This is a genomic window from Mycobacterium sp. 852002-51613_SCH5001154, assembly GCF_001667425.1.
Classification (GTDB): Bacteria; Actinomycetota; Actinomycetes; order Mycobacteriales; family Mycobacteriaceae; genus Mycobacterium.
The window spans coordinates 242,070-259,203 of the sequence record NZ_LZII01000005.1 but is presented as its reverse complement, the minus strand read 5'-3'; the positions used below and the strand labels follow the sequence as shown (position 1 = coordinate 259,203).

General features: G+C 66.8%; 19 protein-coding genes. 12 read left to right on the top strand and 7 right to left on the bottom strand.

The window, feature by feature from the left end; translation table 11 throughout:
* Positions 1 to 29 precede the first annotated feature (29 nt).
* From A5750_RS01650 to A5750_RS01630, 5 genes are all read left to right on the top strand, one after another.
* A complete protein-coding gene (locus A5750_RS01650) occupies positions 30 to 1,214 on the top strand; it encodes an acyl-CoA dehydrogenase family protein (RefSeq protein WP_066954481.1) in 1,185 nt (394 codons plus the stop codon).
* 17 nt (positions 1,215 to 1,231) lie between these two features.
* A complete protein-coding gene (locus tag A5750_RS01645) occupies positions 1,232 to 2,134 on the top strand; it encodes an NAD(P)-dependent oxidoreductase (RefSeq protein WP_066954722.1) in 903 nt (300 codons plus the stop codon).
* Between the two features lie 9 nt (positions 2,135 to 2,143).
* Entirely contained in the window at positions 2,144 to 2,593 is a 450-nt protein-coding gene (locus A5750_RS01640; RefSeq protein ID WP_066954485.1) for a helix-turn-helix transcriptional regulator, read from the top strand.
* Between the two features lie 4 nt (positions 2,594 to 2,597).
* The gene (locus A5750_RS01635; protein ID WP_066954488.1) at positions 2,598 to 3,008 is read left to right on the top strand and encodes a VOC family protein; all 411 of its coding nucleotides are present in this window, start codon (positions 2,598 to 2,600) and stop codon (positions 3,006 to 3,008) included.
* A 153-nt stretch (positions 3,009 to 3,161) separates the two neighbouring features.
* A complete protein-coding gene (locus A5750_RS01630; RefSeq protein WP_066954491.1) occupies positions 3,162 to 4,616 on the top strand; it encodes an aldehyde dehydrogenase in 1,455 nt (484 codons plus the stop codon).
* A 62-nt stretch (positions 4,617 to 4,678) separates the two neighbouring features.
* On the opposite strand, the gene A5750_RS01625 is transcribed toward A5750_RS01630, so the two are convergent.
* Complete coding sequence (locus tag A5750_RS01625) at positions 4,679 to 4,933, bottom strand: hypothetical protein (protein ID WP_066954494.1); 255 nt, start codon at positions 4,931 to 4,933, stop codon at positions 4,679 to 4,681.
* Between the two features lie 196 nt (positions 4,934 to 5,129).
* Between A5750_RS01625 and A5750_RS01620 the strand changes: the two genes are divergently transcribed.
* Positions 5,130 to 5,786: a heme-binding protein gene (locus A5750_RS01620; protein ID WP_067260899.1), complete on the top strand. Its 657-nt coding sequence runs from the start codon at positions 5,130 to 5,132 to the stop codon at positions 5,784 to 5,786.
* 65 nt (positions 5,787 to 5,851) lie between these two features.
* Positions 5,852 to 6,688, top strand: a complete 837-nt coding sequence (locus A5750_RS01615; protein ID WP_067260826.1) for a class I SAM-dependent methyltransferase — start codon at positions 5,852 to 5,854, stop codon at positions 6,686 to 6,688.
* Positions 6,689 to 6,691: 3 nt separating this feature from the next.
* On the opposite strand, the gene A5750_RS01610 is transcribed toward A5750_RS01615, so the two are convergent.
* Entirely contained in the window at positions 6,692 to 7,702 is a 1,011-nt protein-coding gene (locus A5750_RS01610; RefSeq protein ID WP_067260821.1) for an NADP-dependent oxidoreductase, read from the bottom strand.
* A gap of 52 nt (positions 7,703 to 7,754) precedes the next feature.
* Here A5750_RS01610 and A5750_RS01605 point away from each other — a divergent pair, with 52 nt between their 5' ends.
* Entirely contained in the window at positions 7,755 to 8,441 is a 687-nt protein-coding gene (locus tag A5750_RS01605; RefSeq protein ID WP_067260818.1) for a hypothetical protein, read from the top strand.
* Between the two features lie 29 nt (positions 8,442 to 8,470).
* Positions 8,471 to 9,316 carry an SAM-dependent methyltransferase gene (locus A5750_RS01600; RefSeq protein WP_067260815.1) on the top strand — a complete coding sequence of 282 codons (846 nt, stop codon included), beginning with the start codon at positions 8,471 to 8,473 and terminating at the stop codon, positions 9,314 to 9,316.
* Positions 9,317 to 9,322: 6 nt separating this feature from the next.
* Here the strand turns inward: A5750_RS01600 and A5750_RS01595 are convergent, their stop codons facing one another.
* Complete coding sequence (locus A5750_RS01595) at positions 9,323 to 10,150, bottom strand: family 16 glycosylhydrolase (RefSeq protein WP_066954512.1); 828 nt, start codon at positions 10,148 to 10,150, stop codon at positions 9,323 to 9,325.
* Positions 10,151 to 10,839: 689 nt separating this feature from the next.
* On the opposite strand from A5750_RS01595, the gene A5750_RS26235 reads away from it, so the two are divergent.
* The gene (locus A5750_RS26235) at positions 10,840 to 11,292 is read left to right on the top strand and encodes a hypothetical protein (protein ID WP_231989092.1); all 453 of its coding nucleotides are present in this window, start codon (positions 10,840 to 10,842) and stop codon (positions 11,290 to 11,292) included.
* A gap of 42 nt (positions 11,293 to 11,334) precedes the next feature.
* On the opposite strand, the gene A5750_RS01585 is transcribed toward A5750_RS26235, so the two are convergent.
* The gene (locus A5750_RS01585; RefSeq protein WP_066954515.1) at positions 11,335 to 12,006 is read right to left on the bottom strand and encodes a cutinase family protein; all 672 of its coding nucleotides are present in this window, start codon (positions 12,004 to 12,006) and stop codon (positions 11,335 to 11,337) included.
* A gap of 124 nt (positions 12,007 to 12,130) precedes the next feature.
* On the opposite strand from A5750_RS01585, the gene A5750_RS01580 reads away from it, so the two are divergent.
* A complete protein-coding gene (locus A5750_RS01580; protein WP_067260811.1) occupies positions 12,131 to 12,793 on the top strand; it encodes a class I SAM-dependent methyltransferase in 663 nt (220 codons plus the stop codon).
* 11 nt (positions 12,794 to 12,804) lie between these two features.
* Here A5750_RS01580 and A5750_RS01575 read toward each other — a convergent pair whose 3' ends face one another.
* Genes A5750_RS01575 through A5750_RS01565 form a run of 3 tightly spaced genes read right to left on the bottom strand, consistent with a single transcriptional unit; the run spans position 12,805 to position 15,885 of the window.
* Positions 12,805 to 13,881, bottom strand: a complete 1,077-nt coding sequence (locus A5750_RS01575) for a prenyltransferase (protein WP_066954521.1) — start codon at positions 13,879 to 13,881, stop codon at positions 12,805 to 12,807.
* Complete coding sequence (locus A5750_RS01570) at positions 13,868 to 14,626, bottom strand: class I SAM-dependent methyltransferase (RefSeq protein WP_066954524.1); 759 nt, start codon at positions 14,624 to 14,626, stop codon at positions 13,868 to 13,870. Before A5750_RS01570 ends, A5750_RS01575 begins: the two co-directional genes overlap by 14 nt.
* The gene (locus A5750_RS01565) at positions 14,620 to 15,885 is read right to left on the bottom strand and encodes a glycosyltransferase family 4 protein (protein ID WP_067260807.1); all 1,266 of its coding nucleotides are present in this window, start codon (positions 15,883 to 15,885) and stop codon (positions 14,620 to 14,622) included. Before A5750_RS01565 ends, A5750_RS01570 begins: the two co-directional genes overlap by 7 nt.
* 442 nt (positions 15,886 to 16,327) lie before the next feature.
* Here A5750_RS01565 and A5750_RS01560 point away from each other — a divergent pair, with 442 nt between their 5' ends.
* Positions 16,328 to 17,134, top strand: coding sequence for a DUF1906 domain-containing protein (locus tag A5750_RS01560; protein ID WP_066954530.1), 807 nt, complete (start codon positions 16,328 to 16,330; stop codon positions 17,132 to 17,134).

Here is a 17,134-nt window from a genome sequence, read left to right as displayed (position 1 = left end):
TGATGCCGTCGCGATGATGGGACAGGTGGATGACGTCGATAGCCGACACCGATGACCGGGTTGTCTCGCTCGCCCGCGGAATGCGCGACCTGGTGCGCGCCGAGGCCGCAGAATCCGAGCGGATGCGCACCCTTACCCCGGCGATCGTCGACGAGATGTGGGCGACCGGGCTGATGTCCGCGTTCAACCCGGCCCCGGCGGGCGGTACGGAGCCGTCGTTCACCGAGATGATCGAAACCTGGATCGAAATGGCTTGGCAGGACGGCTCTTTCGGGTGGGTCGGCATCGCCAACCTGCCATCTTCCTTCGCCGTCGCGGCGTATCTGCCCGACGAGGGTTTTGCCGAGGTGTTCACGGCGCACGACAACCGCGTCACGATGGGCGGCCAATTCTTCCCCAACGGGCAGGGATCCGCCGTCGATGGCGGCTACCTGGTGAGCGGGTCGTGGAACTTCGGCTCGGGCATCGGGCATTCCCAGTACGTCGCCGCCGGGTTCCTTCCGATGGACAACGGCGAAATGCGCTGGATCAGTGAGGGCTTCCCCGAGATGCGGGTCGCGGTGATTCCCCGGGATCAGATCAGCTTCAACGACGGCTGGTTTGTCCAGGGGCTCAAGGGAACCGGGTCCTATGATTACAGCGCCCAGGAGGTGTTCGTACCGGCGAGCCGCACCTTCGAGCTCTTTGTGCGTCAGCCGTATCGCGGGACGTCGCCGGCCACCCGGATGGGGCTGATGCCGGTGACCGCCGCCGGTCACGCGTCGTGGGCCCTGGGCGTCGCCAAGAGCATGCTCGACGACGTCCAGGAGTTGGCGGCGACGAAGTTCCGGATGAGTGACATGGCGTCGCTGGCCAGCCGCCCGACCTTCCAGAAGGGGCTGGCGCACCACCGCGCGGCCTGGCGCGCCGCTCGGCTGCTGGTGCTCGACGCGTTCACCACCGCCGAGGCCGCGGTCGCGTCGGGGGAGGAGCTGACACCGTTGCTGCGCGCGGACATGCGCGTGGCGGCGGTCTTTGCGACCGACACGGCCCGGAGCTGCGCCGAGTGGGCGCACCTGGTCGCGGGCACCAGCTCGATCCGGGAGGGTACCCGGTTGGAGCGCGCTTTCCGGGACATCTACACCGGGACGCAGCATGCCTTCATCAGCGAGAAAGTCGCCATCGACGTCGCGCAGATCTGGCTCGGCATCATCGACGACCAACCAGGGCTGTGAGTCGCTACTATCAGCGCATGCGCGGCTCGAAGATCCTGATCACCGGTCCGACCGGTCAAATCGCAACCCCCATTGCGCGGGCGCTCGCGGCCGACAACGAGGTGTGGGGCATTGCCCGCTTCACCGATCCGGCGGCCCGGGAGGGCCTGGAGAAGGCTGGCGTCCGATGCGAGAAGGTCAACCTGGCAGCAGGTGACTTCGCCAGTCTGCCAACCGATTTCGAGTACGTCCTGAACCTGGCAGTGGCCAAGAGCGGGAACTGGGACAAGGACCTCGCCGCCAATGCGGAGTCGGTGGGTCTGCTCATGGCGCACTGCCGCGATGCCAAGGCGTTTCTGCATTGTTCGTCCGCCGCCGTCTATGACCCGCCGGGCGACGATCCGCGAACCGAGGCCGCCGCCCTGGGCGACAACCACAAGTGCCTGTTCCCCACCTACTCCATCTCCAAGATCGCCGGGGAGGTCGTCGCCCGTTCGATGGCGCGGGCCCTCGGAGTGCCCACCACCGTCGCCCGGCTCAACGTCCCATACGGCGACAACGGCGGGTGGCCGTTCTACCACATGGAGATGCTGCTGGCGGGCATCCCGATCCCGGTCCCGCCCGGGGAACCCGCGCGCTACAACCCGATTCACGAGGACGACATCATCGCGACCATTCCGAAGCTGCTGGAGGTGGCGTCGGTCCCGGCGACCACGGTCAACTGGTGCGGTGACCAAACGGTCAGCATCCAGGAGTGGTGTGGCTACCTGGGCTCGCTGGTGGGCAAGGAGCCGGTCTTCGAGGTGAGCGCTCAGGCGCTGCGCGGCAATCCCACGGACAGCGTCCGGATGCACGAGCTGATCGGCGGCACGACGGTCGACTGGCGTGACGGGCTGCGCCGGATGGCGACCAAGTTCCATCCAGAGTTGGTCGGCGCGTAGGGATTACCGGTGCGCCAAGGAGCCGACGCGGCGCAGCGCCTGCGCAACCTCACGCTGCTCCGCCGCGTCCGGGACCGGATCGATCGCGAGTATGCACGGCCGCTGGACGTGGAGGCGCTCGCGCGTGACGTGCACATGTCCGCCGGCCACCTGAGCCGCGAGTTCCGCCGTGCCTACGGCGAGTCGCCATACTCCTATCTGATGACGCGGCGCATCGAGCGCGCGATGGCGCTGCTGCGGCGTGGCGACCTGAGCGTCACCGATGTGTGTTTCGCGGTCGGTTGCTCTTCGTTGGGCACCTTCAGCACTCGCTTCACCGAACTGGTCGGCGTGCCGCCGAGCACCTACCGGCGCCTGGGGGTGGACACGCTGGCCGGAATGCCGCCCTGCGTGGCCAAACAGGTGACCAGACCGATCAGGAATCGAGAAGCATCGGTCACCGGGCCGCGCTTAGCCTGACCCCATGGATATCACGATTCACTCGAGCTTCCTGCCACACGACGACCCGGAATCCTCGCTCGCCTTCTACCGCGACACCCTCGGCTTCGAAGTCCGCCTTGACGTCGGAAAGGGCAAGATGCGGTGGATCACCGTGGGACCTCCGAACCAGCCCGACACGTCGATCGTCCTGAATCCGCCGGCCGCCAACTCGGGCATCACCGATGACGAGCGGCGCACCATCGCCGAGATGATGGCCAAGGGCAGCTACGCCACGTTGCTGTTGGCGACCAAGGACCTCGACCGCACCTTCGAGCAGCTGCAGGCCAACGACGTCGACATCGTCCAGGAGCCGACAGAACAGCCGTACGGACTGCGGGACTGCGCGGTCCGCGATCCCGCGGGCAACCTGATCCGCATCCAGGAACTGCGCTGAGTGCTGCGCTAGCCAATCGATACCAACCGCTTTCGCGGCACGGCGCCGCGGTCTGATCCGTGAACGCGGCCTTGACCGGCTGCACACACAATGCTAAGCAAGTGCTCAGCATTGTGTGCCGGCCGAACGGCACCGCGATACGGAAGGGATCGGATGACGCTGCAGACGGTATTGGAGGACCTCCGAAACCGCCCGGGAACGGGCGAGGTCATCGCGGTCATCGACCCCGCCACCGAGGAGACGATCACCGAGTTCACCGACTGTGGGGAAGCGGCGGTCGACGGTGCCGCCGCGCGGGCGAGGGCTTCCTTCGAATCGGGCGCCTGGTCCCAGCTGCCGGGCCGCGAGCGCGCCAAGATCATGTGGCGTATCGCGGATTTGATCGACGAGCATGCCGAAGAGTTCGCCCAACTCGACTCGCTCAACACCGGCATGCCGTTGATGCAGGCGCAGTTGCAGATGTCGACCTGCTCGGAGTTCTTCCGCTACTACGCGGGCTGGTGTTCCAAGCTCAACGGCGTCGCGTATGACGTGAAGACGGACGGCATCGCCACCGACGCCTTCGTCAACATGCATGCCTACACGCTCAAGGAGCCCTTCGGCGTGGTGGGGCTGATCTTCCCGTGGAACGGCCCGATCTTCAATGCCAGCGCGAAGCTGGCGCCCGCGCTGGCGGCCGGGTGCAGCATGCTCGTCAAACCCGCGGAGGAGACCCCGCTGTCGGCGGTCTTGCTGGACAGGCTGATTCACGATGCCGGTGTCCCCGAGGGAGTGGTCAACCTGCTGACCGGTTACGGGCATACCGCCGGTGCGGCGATCACCGCGCATCCCGACGTCGAGAAGGTCGCCTTCACCGGGTCGACCGAGGTCGGCAAGGAGATCGTGCGGGCCTCGGCCGGCAACCTGAAGAAGGTCATGCTCGAACTCGGCGGGAAGTCGCCGGTGCTGATCTTCGACGACGCCGACCTGGACAAGGCGATCATGATGGCGTCGTTGGGCATCTTCGTGCACTCCGGGCAGGGATGCGTATGTGGCTCGAGGATTTTCGTGCAGCGTGGGGTGTACGACCGCGTGGTGGAAGGCATTGCGCTGATGGCTGACACGTTCAAGCTGGGCGCGCCCAGCGAAGAGGGCTGCGTCAGCGGACCGTTGATCAGCCAGAAGCAGCTGACCCGCGTCATGGGTTTTATCGACGAGGGCAAGAGTGACGGCGTCGAAGTGGTGACCGGCGGCTACCGCCTGGACCGCAAGGGCTACTTCGTGCACCCGACGGTGCTGACCAACGTCGACCCCGGCATGCGGCTGTATCAGCAGGAGATCTTCGGGCCGGTGGTCAGTGTCCTGCCGTTCGACGATGAGGACGAGGCCGTGGCCATGGCCAACGACACCACCTACGGCCTGGCGGCCACGGCCTGGACGGAGAACCTCGGCCGCGCCCACCGCATCGTCAAGCGGCTGCAGGCCGGCAGCGTTCAGGTGAACTGCCAGTTGGTGTTCGACCACGATGTACCGTTCGGCGGTTACAAGCAGTCCGGCTGGGGTCACGAGTTCGGGCGTGAGGGCATCGAGGCCTACCTGAAGACGAAGTCGGTCTGGGCCCAGCTCTAGCCTTCGAACGCAAGAGTTCCGAACCTCCATGAGGTTCGGAACTTCGCGCTGCTACGGACGAGTCAAGAGCCCTTGGCGTAGCGGGTCAGGAACCCAGCGGCCGCAACCGCCGAGACCGCACCGATCACGCCCCACAGCACCAACTGGAAGACCATCGACCCCAAGAACCAGCCGAATGTCATCCCGATGTAGAGGGCCCAGATCAGCCGGAAAGCGCTCCACAGCGCCACGGCGCCGGCGCTGAGCCCGATGTAGAGGCTGCGCTGCCGGTCCACCCGGTTGATCTGCTCTTCGATGCTGGCCGGGACGATCTTCATTTCTGACTTCCTTTCGTGGGGCGGCGCCGGACTGGCGTCGTCGTTGCGCCAAGTACAGATCCCCGGGTCGGCTACCGATCCCAACCCGCCACCGGGGAGGACGCGCGTTACCCTCGCCCACGACGAAAGACAAGGGTCGGGTGACACCGTCGTTGGGGAGTGACCGCACTTGCGTCATCGGGGCCTGATGGGTCAAATGGTTTTGATGATGAACCCGATCAAGCTCGCCGAGCAGGTCGCCGAATCGGTTCTGGCGGTGGGCGGCATTCGCGTTGGCCTCGAGGAACCGAAGTACACGCGCCATCCGCTCACCGGCACCGTCGAGATACGCCGCTACGGTCCGCGGATTGCCGCCGAGACTACAGTCGACGCCGACGAAAACCGCGCTCGTGACGTGGGGTTCCGACGACTGGCGGGATACATATTCGGCGGCAATCGGGGCAACGAATCGATCTCGATGACGGCACCCGTCAGCCAGCAGCCGGGCCGTCGTGGCCAGCAGATCGCGATGACCGCGCCCGTCGTCCAGTCCGCCGGCGCCGAGAGTGGCTGGGTGATCCGGTTTTTCATGCCCGAGAAGTGGACGATGGAGACCCTTCCCGCGCCCAAAGACGATCAGGTCCGCCTCGTCACTGTGCCGTCCGCGACCATAGCCGTGCTGCGATTCAGCGGTGACCGCAGCCCCAAGGCGGTCGCGTCTCGCACCGATGAGCTCAGGAAAACATTGCGGGACAACGGGATCAAGACCACGGGAGAGGCCGAGGCCTGGTTCTACGATCCGCCCTGGACGCTGCCGATGCGGCGTCGCAACGAGATAGCGATTCCGATCGATCCGGCTTCCGCACCGGCCTAGCCGCTCGACATGAGACGGCGCGTAGGCACCTACGTTCGGCGCTGAGCCGGTTACGGTTTGGCGTGATGACGAATCAAGACAGCCAGAAGGTGGATGCCACGCTGCTGACCGGTGTTTCGGAAACGGCGCTGCTGACCCTCTACGGCAGGGCATATCAGGCCGGGCGCCCGGACCCGATCATCGACGATCCGATGGCCGTCAGGCTGGTGGAGTCCTTCGACTTCGACTTCGAGAAGTTCGGGCGCAGGGGCCAGGAGATGGCGCTGCGTTCGCTGGCCGTCGATCGGTGCGCAATCGATTACCTGACCGCGCATCCCAGGGCGACCGTGGTCGCGCTTGCCGAAGGTTTCCAGACGTCTTTCTGGCGCCTGGACCGCGCCCTACCCGGCGCGCAATTCAGTTGGCTTTCGGTGGATTTGCCTCAGGTCATCGACCTTCGGCAGCGGCTGCTGCCGCAATCCACGCGGATCACTCATCTCGCGCAGTCCGCACTCGACTACAGCTGGATGGACAAGGTCGACACCGGCAACGGCGTGTTCGTCACCGCCGAAGGGTTGCTGATGTACCTACAGCCCAACGAGGCGCTGGGACTGATCACCCAGTGCGCCAAGCGATTTCCCGGCGGCCGGATGTTCTTCGACCTGCCGCCGACGATCGTCAAGAAGGTCGCGCGAAGGGGGCTGCGATCGTCCAAGCGCTACCGGGTACCGCCGATGCCCTTCAGCCTCTCGGTGCGTCAACTGGCGAAGCTGGCGGAAGGCGTGCCCGGCATCCGTGCCGTGCACGATGTACCGATGCCCGCGGGGCGGGGCTTCTTCTTCGGCAAGCTATACCCCGCGTTCTGGCGCTTTCCGCCCGCGAAGCCTTATCGCGGCGTCTTCGCCCTACTCGAATTCGACTGAGGATCAGCCGACCTTGACCACCAGCTTGCCGACGTTCTTGCCGTCGAAGAGCATGTTGATCGCCGTTGGCAGCTGCTCGAAGCCCTCGACGATGGTCTCGAGCGGGGTGAGCTTTCCCGCCTCGATCAGGCCCGCGATCTCGCCGATCGCTTCCGGCGCGCGCCCGAAGTGGTCGAGGACGATGAAACCCTGCAATGTGGCGCGCTGGATGAGCAGATTGCCGAATGCGCGGGGGCCCGGCGGGGGGTCTTCCGCGTTGTAGCCGGAGATCAGGCCGCAGAGCGCGACGCGGGCGCCGATGTTGAGGCGCGCGAAGATGGCGTCCATCAGGTCGCCGCCGACGTTTTCGAAGTCGACGTCGATGCCCTTGGGCGTCGCCGCCGCCAGCTGGGCGGCCCAGTCGTCGGCTCGGTGGTCGACGGCCGCGTCGAAGCCGAGCTGGTCGGTGAGTAGCGCGCACTTCTCGGGCCCGCCGGCGATCCCGACGACGCGAGCGCCGGCGGCCTTGGCGAGTTGGCCGGCGACCGACCCGACCGCACCCGCGGCCGCGGAGACGACGACGGTCTCGCCCGGCCGCGGCTTGCCGATCTCACGGATCCCGATCCACGCGGTGAGCCCGGTCATCCCGAGCGCACCCAGGTAGGCGCTCGGCGAGATGCCGGGTGCCACGTCCACCGGGTTCACCATCGCCGTGTCCGTGAGGACCGCGTACTCCTGCCAGCCGAGCAGGCCTTGCACCTGCTGTCCGACCGCGTAGGTGGAGCTCTTGGACGCGACGACCTCGCCGATCCCGGCGGCGCGCATGACCTCGCCGAGCCCGACCGGGGGGAGGTATGTCGGGGTGTCGTTGATCCACATGCGGTTGGTCGGGTCGAGCGAGATCCAGTCGACGCGCACCAGCGCCTCGCCGTCGCCGATCTCGGGCACCGCCTCCTCGCTCAGTTCGAAGGTGTCCGGGCCGATGCGGCCGGTGGGGCGTTCGCGGAGCAGAAAACGACGGTTTCGATCGGACATATGCGCACCGTACCCTTCAACAAGGGGGCCGCCGTACGAAAGGTTTTGCGCGGTGAACGTGATGTCGCGAATCGCCGGTGTCCCCGTCGCCGCGCTGACGGTGCTGACAGCGACGATCCTGTCGCCGCCCGGGCCGGCTGCCGCGGATCCGCCGCCCACCCAGCAGATCACCGTCGTGGCCGTCGGGCCCGATGGCCAACCGATGAACGGTTACCAGGTGGCGTCCGGACCGGGCAACGTCGGCCAGGCCAGCGAGTGCTCTTCACCGTCGCCGTCGGCGCTGGCCGACAACGTCTACTCCTGCTCGCCAACCGCGGCGGGCGCCCTCACCTGTTGGCCCTCGACACCCGGATCGCTGCTGTGCGTGGACAATCCCTGGGACAAGCGCATGCATCGGGTGAACTACGACGGCCCGCTGCCGCCCGTGCAGGCACCCACAACCCCGGACCCGTTCGCGCTGACTCTCGACGACGGCACGCGGTGCCTGTTCCGCAACGGTGGCGCCTGGGGCGGTCGCGCCGACGGGTATGTCCCGGTGTACGGGTGCGGCACCGGCGGCGGTGGCAATACCGCGGTGCTGTGGCTGCCCAGCCAGGGCGCCGGGAGTTGCATCGACCGCTCATCGTCGGCGTGGACGGTCAAGGTCGGTCAGATCGGACGACCTGACACCGTCTACCCGCCACCCCAGACGCGCGCGGTGACGGAAGCATGGTTCGCGGGAGGCAAGGCCGGTCAATAGGCCGGCACTGGTGCTGCTATAACGCACGTATGTCAGCCCCCAGACACACGATCACCCACGTTTCGGACACCGCTCGCTGGACCGCATTGCACCGAGCGACCGAAACCGCCCGTCCCGACGCGCTTTTCAGCGACCCGCTTGCCGAGCGCCTCGCGGGTGAACACGGCCGCGAGATCGTCGCCAACGTGCCGCGGTCGACCCGCAACGGCTGGTGGCTCGTCGCGCGCACCAAGCTCATCGACGACGCCATCGTCGATGCGATCGCCGGCGGCTGCGACCGGGTGCTGAACCTGGCCGCCGGTCTGGATACCCGCCCGTATCGGCTGGACCTTCCGGCCGATTTCACGTGGGTGGAGGCGGACCTGCCGGACTTGCTCGCGGAAAAGACGCAGCTCCTTGCCGACCAGGCGCCGCGGTGCCGGCTGACCCGCACCGCCGTCGACCTGGCCAACACCGCGGCCCGCGACGCCTTCCTCGACGACGCCCTGCGCGGCGCCACCAAGACGATGGTGCTGACCGAGGGCCTGTTGATGTATCTGGAGGACAGCGACGTCGTTGCGCTTTCAGCGGCGATCAAGCGACCCGAGGTCGCCTGGTGGATGCTCGACTTCGCCGGTCCAGGGCTGAAGAAGATGATGAACAAGAAGATGGCCGGCATGCTGCAGAACGCGCCGTTCAAGTTCGCCCCCGAGAACGGGCTGGCCTATTTCGAAAACCTGGGCTGGCGGACCGTCGAAGTCGAGGCGCTCTACCTCGCCGCCCACCGATTCCATCGCTTGCCGGTGTGGATGCGCCCGCTCACGTGGCTACCCCAGCCGAATCCGCGGCACCCGGGCGGCAGGGCCTGGAGTGCGACCGCCCTGCTCACCCACTGAACCCGCCTACCAGACGCGGATCCAGTCGACGAGCATGTCGGCGGGATAGGTTCCCGGTCCCGGATCGCCGCCGCCGGAACCTGCCACCGCCAGATTGAACACCGGGTAGACCGTGTAGCCCGGTCCGTTGAACGGCCAATCGGGCAGCGAGCTCGCCGGCACGTCGAAATACGGCTGGGCCCCGTCAGAGTAGTCCTTCCAGAACCGGATCCCGGCCTCATCCCACTGCGTGCGCCAGGTGTGCCAGGCGCTGTCCATCGCAATGTTGTGGGTCTTCCATTCGCCGCCATTGGCTTTCGCGTGCACGGTGGTGGCCGAGGGCCAACTGCCGTTGCCGTACCACTCCATCACGTCGATCTCGCCCTGGTCATCGTTGCCCAGCCAGTAGGCCGGCCAGGCACCGGCGGTCAGGCAGTTGAGCTTGATACGGGCTTCCCAGGTATGGCCGACGCCACCCCGCCAGAGGCTTTGGACTTTGCCGCTGTAGTAGGTGGGGCCGTCCTTGGCGGCATGGAGAACCAGGTTGGAGTTGCCGTCGAGGAAGACGTTGCGACGATCGTCGCGGTACTGCCCGATGTGCTCGGGCAGCTCCCAATATGTCGGGTCCTTGATGGATTCGCGGGCCTTCGCCACCGTCCACTTCGACGAATCCGGCGCTGAGCCGGCGGGTCCGTCGAATTCGTCGTGAAAAATGTAGGTGCCGGTTTGGCCGCTGGGAGCGGCGGGAGCGGGTGTGCGACCCGGGCTGGCCAGGGCATCCGGCGCAGGCAGCGCGGCTGCCAGCACGCCGATCCCGGTGGTCAACATCATGCGGCGGCGGTCCATCTTGGGCATACGCGGGGACGATAGCAGCCACCGCCGTCCCGACCGAACTCCGAAATCTGTCGGTGCTCGCCGCTAACGTTTCGAATCGCGGGCGGGCCAGCACGGACGGCGGCGCGGTAACGGCGGCGGGATTAGTCGAAATTCATGGCTAGTTCTCAACTTCGTGGGTGGTTTGGCCTCAGGATCGGCCGGGCATCCTGAGATCACAAGCCGATAACCAGAAGGCGTAGCTTTTGCGGGTTGCACTGGGAGGAGTTAACGATCGTGGCGAATTCAACGGGAGCGACGGTTATTTCCCTTCAGTCCCACCCGCGATGGGCTGCGGCTCGGCGCCAGGAACGCGAACGCCGTGAGGCGATGCGTCGTCACCCCGCTTTCCGCGCCAGCCAACGTGCCGCGGTCGCCGGTGGCGAGGTCATTCCGCTGATCCGCGACTTCAAGCTCTACTCCAGCACCAACACCCCGGCCTGAACATTTCCGTGCGTAAATTGCGCAATAGGCGTACCGGGCGTGGACCCGCTCCCACGCGATAATCGAGCCGCAAATCATTTCGATAACTCCGTCCGGGGCAGCGCTCCGCCATAGAGGGCAGCCGTGGCGCGAGAGCCACGGCGATGCCCCGAGATTTTCGGTGTGCGCCGTTTACATCATTCCCACCGTTTACTACCGTGAGTAGTAGAAGTCGATTGGGGAAAGCGATGTCGAACAATTGGTTTTCGAGCACAGCGCACCGTCCGCTCACCACGGCGATGATCGGGTTCGCCGCCGCCTACGCCCTGCACGCAATCGATCATTTTCGGCGGGGAATGGCGGCATCGCCGCCGTCGATCATGGTCGGCGGCACCATCCAGGGCATCGTCGTGCTGATCGCCGTCGTGCTCGTCCTGCGTCATCACCCGCGGGCGCCCGAGGCGGCGATCGCGGTGGGTTTCGGCAGCGCCGCGCTGTTCGTCTATGCCCATGTGCTGCCGACGTTCCTGCCGGACTTCCAGGACAGCTTCACGTCCGGGCCGCGCATCAACGTCACCTGGTTCTCGTGGGTCACCGCGGTCGCCGAGATCGGCGCGGGTCTGCTGCTCGGGTACGTGGGACTGCGGGCACGACGGCGTCGGACCACGAGATCGCCGGAGCGGGTTACGTCGCGGGCTTAGCTCGCTCACAACCGCCTGTAGCGATCCGGCGCGCCGGATCGCTCAGAGCTTGCCGGCGACGAAGTCGGCCGCCTGATTCGCCATGCCCGCGTCGATGTACGCACCGGCGAGGTGTTGCGGCCAGTTCGCGTTCCAGGTGTTCGGGTCGGCGGGGTTGCAGATGGGGTCGGCGCCGTGGCACAACTCGATGGTCCGGTCGTTGTAGGTCGGGTTGAAGTTGGTGATCGGACCGACCCACTGGCTGCCGTTGCCGAAGAGGGCCACGGCAGCGATGTGCTGGTCGGCGCCCGGCGGCAGGGGGCTGTCGAAGCCGAACGCGCCGATGGGCGCCGCGAGGACCACGTCGGTCACCGCCGCGCCGAGCGAGTAGCCGCCGAGCACCAGCCGGGTATTCGGGCAATTGTTGATCATGTCCTGAACGTGGTGGCTCATGTCGTTGGCACCCTGAGCAACCTCGGTGTCGGCGGGGTAATTCACGGCATAGACGCCGATGTTCTTGTTGACCTTGGATCGCAGCGAACTGATGAACGCGTTGCCCAACACCCCCGGTCCCGGCGACTCCATCCGTCCGCGGGCGAAGACCACCTGCACCTGGGGGCAGGTGGCGGCCGCGGCGCTGGGAATTGCGGACGCCGGGAGGGCAGCGGGCAACGCCGGTGCGGCCGCGATGAGGACCGCCGCCAGGCTGATGTCACGGAGTCTGCGGGCAAGCACAGCATGATGGTAAAGCGGTCCCGGCCCGGCCGCTGGGCTTAGGCAAAGCGACCTCAGTCCGGTCGCGCGGCGGCGACCCCGACCACCGTGGGGGCACCGGTGGCGCGAACGATAGGTTCAGCTGATGAGTCACGTCGACGCGAGTGCGCCCGAACGCCTGTTCGCGCTGGCCGAACAGGTGCAGGGGTTCCTACCCGCCGACGAGGGACGGGCGCTCTACGAAGCCGCGCTGCGGTATCTCGACGGCGGCGTCGCCGTCGAAATCGGCACGTATTGCGGCAAATCCACCCTGTTGCTCGGCGCCGCGGCCCAACAAACCGCGGGCGTGCTCTACACGATCGACCACCACCACGGCTCCGAGGAGCACCAGGCCGGCTGGGAATACCACGATGCCGCGTTGGTCGACGAGGTCACGGGGCTGTTCGACACCCTGCCGACCTTCCGGCGCACGCTCGATGCGGCGGGGCTGGACGACCACGTCGTCGCCGTCGTGGGCAAGTCGCCGATCGTCGCCTCCGGGTGGCGGTCACCGCTGCGATTCTTGTTCATCGACGGCGGCCACAGTGAGGCCGCGGCGAACCAGGACTTCGACGGATGGGCGAAGTGGGTGGCCGTCGGCGGCGCGCTGGCTATTCACGACGTCTTCCCGGACCCCAGGGACGGCGGACGGCCCCCTTACTACATCTACTGTCGCGCTATCGATTCCGGACAGTTCCGGGAGGTTTCGGCCACCGGATCGCTAAGGGTCCTGGAACGTGTCAGCGGTCAGCCGGGCGAGCAGATCTAGCCGGACTCACGTCACCAGCCGGGACCTGTGGAGACGCATTCGCAGTCGAAGTCGGTCTGCAGACCCATCGGCAATCCCTCGGCGCGGAAAATCCCGGCGCCCGCAGTGGTGTTCGACAGCGCGTCCGCGGCGAGGATCATCGCCGCTCCCGTCCAAGTGGTGCGCTCCTCGGGCCAGCGTTTCCCGTCCGCGAACACCAAACCCGTCCAGTAAGAGCCGTCCTCCTCGCGGAGATGCTGCATGGCGCCGAACTGGCGATGGGCGGCGGACCGCTGACCGATGGCGTCCAGCGCCATCACCAGCTCGCAGGTCTCGGCGCCGGTTACCCAGGGTCGGTCCACCACACAGCGGATGCCCAGTCCGCCGACCACGAAGTCGTCCCAGCGCTGTTCGATGCGCGCGGCCGCCGCGGGCCCCCGCAGCGCGCTACCGAGAATGGGGTAGTACCAGTCCATCGAGTAGCGGTCCTTCTCGGTGAACGCCTCGGGGTGCGCGGCTAACGCGTGTCCCAGTCGGCCCAGCGCCAGTTCCCACTCCGGCTGAGGCTCGCCGACCAGGGCCGCGAGCGCCAAGGCGCACCGCATGCTGTGAAAGACGCTTGCGCAACCGGTCAGCAGCGCTTCGTTCAAAGGGCCGGCTTCACCACGGGCCCAACAGATTTCGCCATAGCCGACCTGTAAGTCGATGACGAAGTCGATCGCCTTGTGCACGACCGGCCACATTTGAGCGGCGAAGCGCCGGTCGCCGGTGACGAGCACGTGATGCCAGACGCCGGTGGCGATGTAGGCGCAGAAGTTGCTGTCGCTGTTGGCATCTTCGACGACGCCCGCGCGGAGCTGGATGGGCCAGGAGCCGTCCGGCCGCTGCGTGCGACGGCTCCATTCGAACGCAGCGCGCGCCGATTCCAGCAGCCCGGCGGCGGTGAGCGCCATCGCGCACTCCACGTGATCCCACGGGTCGGTGTGGCCCCCCTCAGACCAGGGGATGGCCCCGGTGGGCTCCTGCATGGCCGCGATCGACAGCGCGGTGCGACGGCATTGCTCGGGACTGAGGACGCCCGGGACCGATGGTGGGTTAGACCGACGCAACTGAATATCCCACCGTCGCCTGGCTTTCGGCCGGCGGTTGTTTGACGAAATACATCGCCACGCTCTTGCCGACCAGCGGATTGAGCAGCGATTCCGCCAGCTGCGTGATCTTCGGCCGTTGCGTCAGGTCCCATACCAGGAGTTGGTGATACGCCGACACGGCTCGGTGATCGGTGTTCGACACGCCCACAGCGCATTTCAACCACCAGAAGGGGGAGTGCAGTGCGTGCGCGTGGTGGGAATGCGTCAATTCCATTCCGCCATCCGAGATCTTGGCGCGCAGATCGCTGGCCCGGTAGATGCGTACGTGGCCGCCCTCGTTGCTGTGGTATTCGTCGGACAATAGCCAGCACACCCGCTCCGGAAGCCAGCGTGGCACGCTGACCGCCAGAGTGCCGCCGGCCTTGAGCACCCTGATCAATTCGGCGATCGCGGCGTCGTCGTGCGGTATGTGCTCCAAGATTTCGGACGCGATCACGCAGTCGAACGTCTCGTCGGCGTACGGCAACTTCAGGGCGTCACCGACCACCACCTTCGCCGACGCACCGGCAGGCGCCTCACCGGTTTCGGCCATCGCGCGCAAAATGGTATCCACGGAACGCAATTCGGCCTCATCGCGGTCGAACGCGACCACGTCGGCACCGCGCCGGTACGCTTCGAAGGCATGCCGGCCTGCTCCGCAGCCGACGTCGATCACCTTCGTCGCCGGCCCCACCCGTAGCCGGTCGAAATCGACTGTCAGCATCGCGTTTCCCCTTCGGGAGTGGCCGAGGCGGCGTTGCGTGCGATCGCCCGCTCATACACCCGCACGGTTTGGGCGGCCACGGCTTCCCAGCTGAACACGTTGACCGCGCGGGTTCGTCCCGCCTTGCCCAGGCTCCGTCGCTTCTCCGGTGAGTCCAGCAGGTCTCCGAGGGCACGGGTGAGCGCGTCGACGTCGGCGGGCGGTACCAGCTCGGCGCACGCGCCGTCGGTGCCGAGGACTTCCGGGAGCGCACCGACCCGACTCGCGACGATCGGCGTTCCGCTGGCCATCGCCTCCACCGCCGGTAGCGAAAACCCTTCGTAGAGTGAGGGAATGCAGGCGACTTCGGCCGAGGCGAACAACGCGGCCAGCTCGGCGTCGGAAAGCCCGCTGGTGATGTGGACCATGTCGGAGATGCCGAGCTCGGCGATGAGTTTGTGGGTGGGCCCGTTGGGTTCCACCTTGGCGACCAGCCGCAGCTCGAGATCCCTGCTCGTACGCAGCCGAGCGACCGCATGCAGCAAGGTGCGCACACCCTTCAGCGGCGTATCGGCACTGGCAATCGCGATGACCCGCCCAGGTTGCCGGGGAAGGGATCCCGGCTTGAACAAGTCGGTGTTCACGCCTAGCGGCACCACATGCAGCTGGTCCGGCGAGACCCCGAAGTCGCTCACGATGTCGGCGGCCGACGACGACGAGACCGTCAGCAGGTCCGGGATCTGGCGCGCCACCTGCTGCTGCATCGCCAGGAATCCATACCAGCGCTGCACCAACGGCTTTCGCCACCATCGCGCGGCCGCCAGGTCGAGCACCCGGTCACGGGTGATGGGATGATGCACGGTGGCCACCACAGGCAGTCCCGCACCCGCGATGGTGAGCAGCCCGGTGCCCAGGCTCTGGTTGTCGTGGACGACGTCGAAGTCGGCCATCCGGGCCGCCAGCAACCGCGCGGCGCGCATGGTGAACGTCCGGGGTTCCGGAAAACCAGCCGTCCACGTGGTGAGCAGTTCCAACAGGTCGATCGAGTCGCGAATCTCGCTGGGCCTTGGCACGCGGAAGGGGTCGGGTTCGCGGTAAAGGTCGAGGCTCGGCACCTTGGTCAGCCGCACCCGCGGGTCGAGCAGGTCGGGGTAGGGCTGGCCGGAGAACACCTCGACGTCATGACCCAGTTCCACCAGACCGTGGCTGAGATGGCGCACGTAGACGCCCTGTCCGCCGCAATGGGTTTTACTACGGTAGGACAGCAGGGCAATTCGCATACTCAACTCTTCTTTGCTGGTGAATGGCCGCGGAATGGCGCCGAATCCATCGCGGTCAACGGGCTCCCGAACCCCGCGACAGCAAACTGGACATGTGTCCAGACTATAGTTCGATCACCTAATCGAGCGCAACGAGCTCGGGCGTCACCGGCTCCCGGGTAAACGGTCTGACGGAAATCCGGCACCCAAAGATCATGCCATTCGGCCCCGAACGGGATTGAACCGTTCGGCCGGGCCCCCGCGCGGCACGAGGTATTCGACGCTATACCCAGCCGCAGGTGATGAGCCGGTGGGCGCCGGCGGGAGCACAGCTCCGACGCCATGGCGGGGCGAGCGGGGCGCTCGGGTCGGCGGCCGATGGCTTCGTCGACGTGCCCGGGGCCAGCCGGTGCGCCCGCGCCGCAGTTCGCCCAGGTCGGGCGCTATTTGTTACCATCGCGCGGTGCAGGATTCGGCTGCAGCAGGCGAACGCGGCGCGCCGCGATGGGTGTCGAGGCGCGACGCCCTGAAATTTGCCGCCGCGCCGGCTTTACTCGGCCTCGCAACGCTGGCCACCAACACCGCGGGGCCAAAGGCATTCGCCGCCGACATGCGGCTGATCGATTTCGCCGAGCGCAGGATTGCCCCGGACGAGATCAAATCCGCGGGTTATGGCGGGGTGGTGAATTATGTGTCGGAGTCACGGCCGGGGGCCAATTTCGAGGCAAAGCCCATCACGCGCGAGTACGCGGACGCGCTGCGCGCGGCGGGTCTCCAGATCGTCAGTAACTTCCAGTACGGCAAACCCGGGTGGCCCGACCCTTCGGACTGCACGCGCGGCTACGACGGCGGCGTGGCCGATGCGCAGACCGCATCGCGGCTGCACGCCGCGGCCGGGGGCCCGGGCTCGGCCCCGATCTTTTTCAGCATCGACGACGACATCGACGTCAACACCTGGAATAGCGTTGCCGTCCAATGGTTTCGCGGAATCAACTCGGTCCTGGGCGTGGGTCGCACCGGCATCTACGGCCATGCCGGCGCGTGCGGCTGGGCGATCCGCGACGGCGTCATAGGAAACTCGACCACGCCCGGGCACCGGTGGGCGTGGCAGACGAAGTCGTGGTCGCATGGACAGCGCGAACCCGCGGCTGTGCTCTACCAGTCCGTGGTCAACAGCCCGAGCAACCCCAGCCCGCTGCTCGGCGGGATCAACGTGGACATCGACGAGGTCCTGGCGCCCGACTTCGGCCAGTGGGATTTCGCGCGCTGA

Bases quoted from the DNA above. Each gene is read 5' to 3' on its own strand.
- A5750_RS01620 (WP_067260899.1), top strand. From the start codon at position 5,130: ATGGTTTTGATGATGAACCCGATCAAGCTCGCCGAGCAGGTCGCCGAA.
- A5750_RS01570 (WP_066954524.1), bottom strand. From the start codon at position 14,626: ATGCTGACAGTCGATTTCGACCGGCTACGGGTGGGGCCGGCGACGAAG.
- A5750_RS01635 (WP_066954488.1), top strand. From the start codon at position 2,598: ATGGATATCACGATTCACTCGAGCTTCCTGCCACACGACGACCCGGAA.
- A5750_RS01630 (WP_066954491.1), top strand. From the start codon at position 3,162: ATGACGCTGCAGACGGTATTGGAGGACCTCCGAAACCGCCCGGGAACG.
- A5750_RS26235 (WP_231989092.1), top strand. From the start codon at position 10,840: ATGTCGAACAATTGGTTTTCGAGCACAGCGCACCGTCCGCTCACCACG.
- A5750_RS01565 (WP_067260807.1), bottom strand. From the start codon at position 15,885: ATGCGAATTGCCCTGCTGTCCTACCGTAGTAAAACCCATTGCGGCGGA.
- A5750_RS01650 (WP_066954481.1), top strand. From the start codon at position 30: ATGACGTCGATAGCCGACACCGATGACCGGGTTGTCTCGCTCGCCCGC.
- A5750_RS01645 (WP_066954722.1), top strand. From the start codon at position 1,232: ATGCGCGGCTCGAAGATCCTGATCACCGGTCCGACCGGTCAAATCGCA.
- A5750_RS01595 (WP_066954512.1), bottom strand. From the start codon at position 10,150: ATGCCCAAGATGGACCGCCGCCGCATGATGTTGACCACCGGGATCGGC.
- A5750_RS01615 (WP_067260826.1), top strand. From the start codon at position 5,852: ATGACGAATCAAGACAGCCAGAAGGTGGATGCCACGCTGCTGACCGGT.
- A5750_RS01580 (WP_067260811.1), top strand. From the start codon at position 12,131: ATGAGTCACGTCGACGCGAGTGCGCCCGAACGCCTGTTCGCGCTGGCC.
- A5750_RS01610 (WP_067260821.1), bottom strand. From the start codon at position 7,702: ATGTCCGATCGAAACCGTCGTTTTCTGCTCCGCGAACGCCCCACCGGC.
- A5750_RS01625 (WP_066954494.1), bottom strand. From the start codon at position 4,933: ATGAAGATCGTCCCGGCCAGCATCGAAGAGCAGATCAACCGGGTGGAC.
- A5750_RS01600 (WP_067260815.1), top strand. From the start codon at position 8,471: ATGTCAGCCCCCAGACACACGATCACCCACGTTTCGGACACCGCTCGC.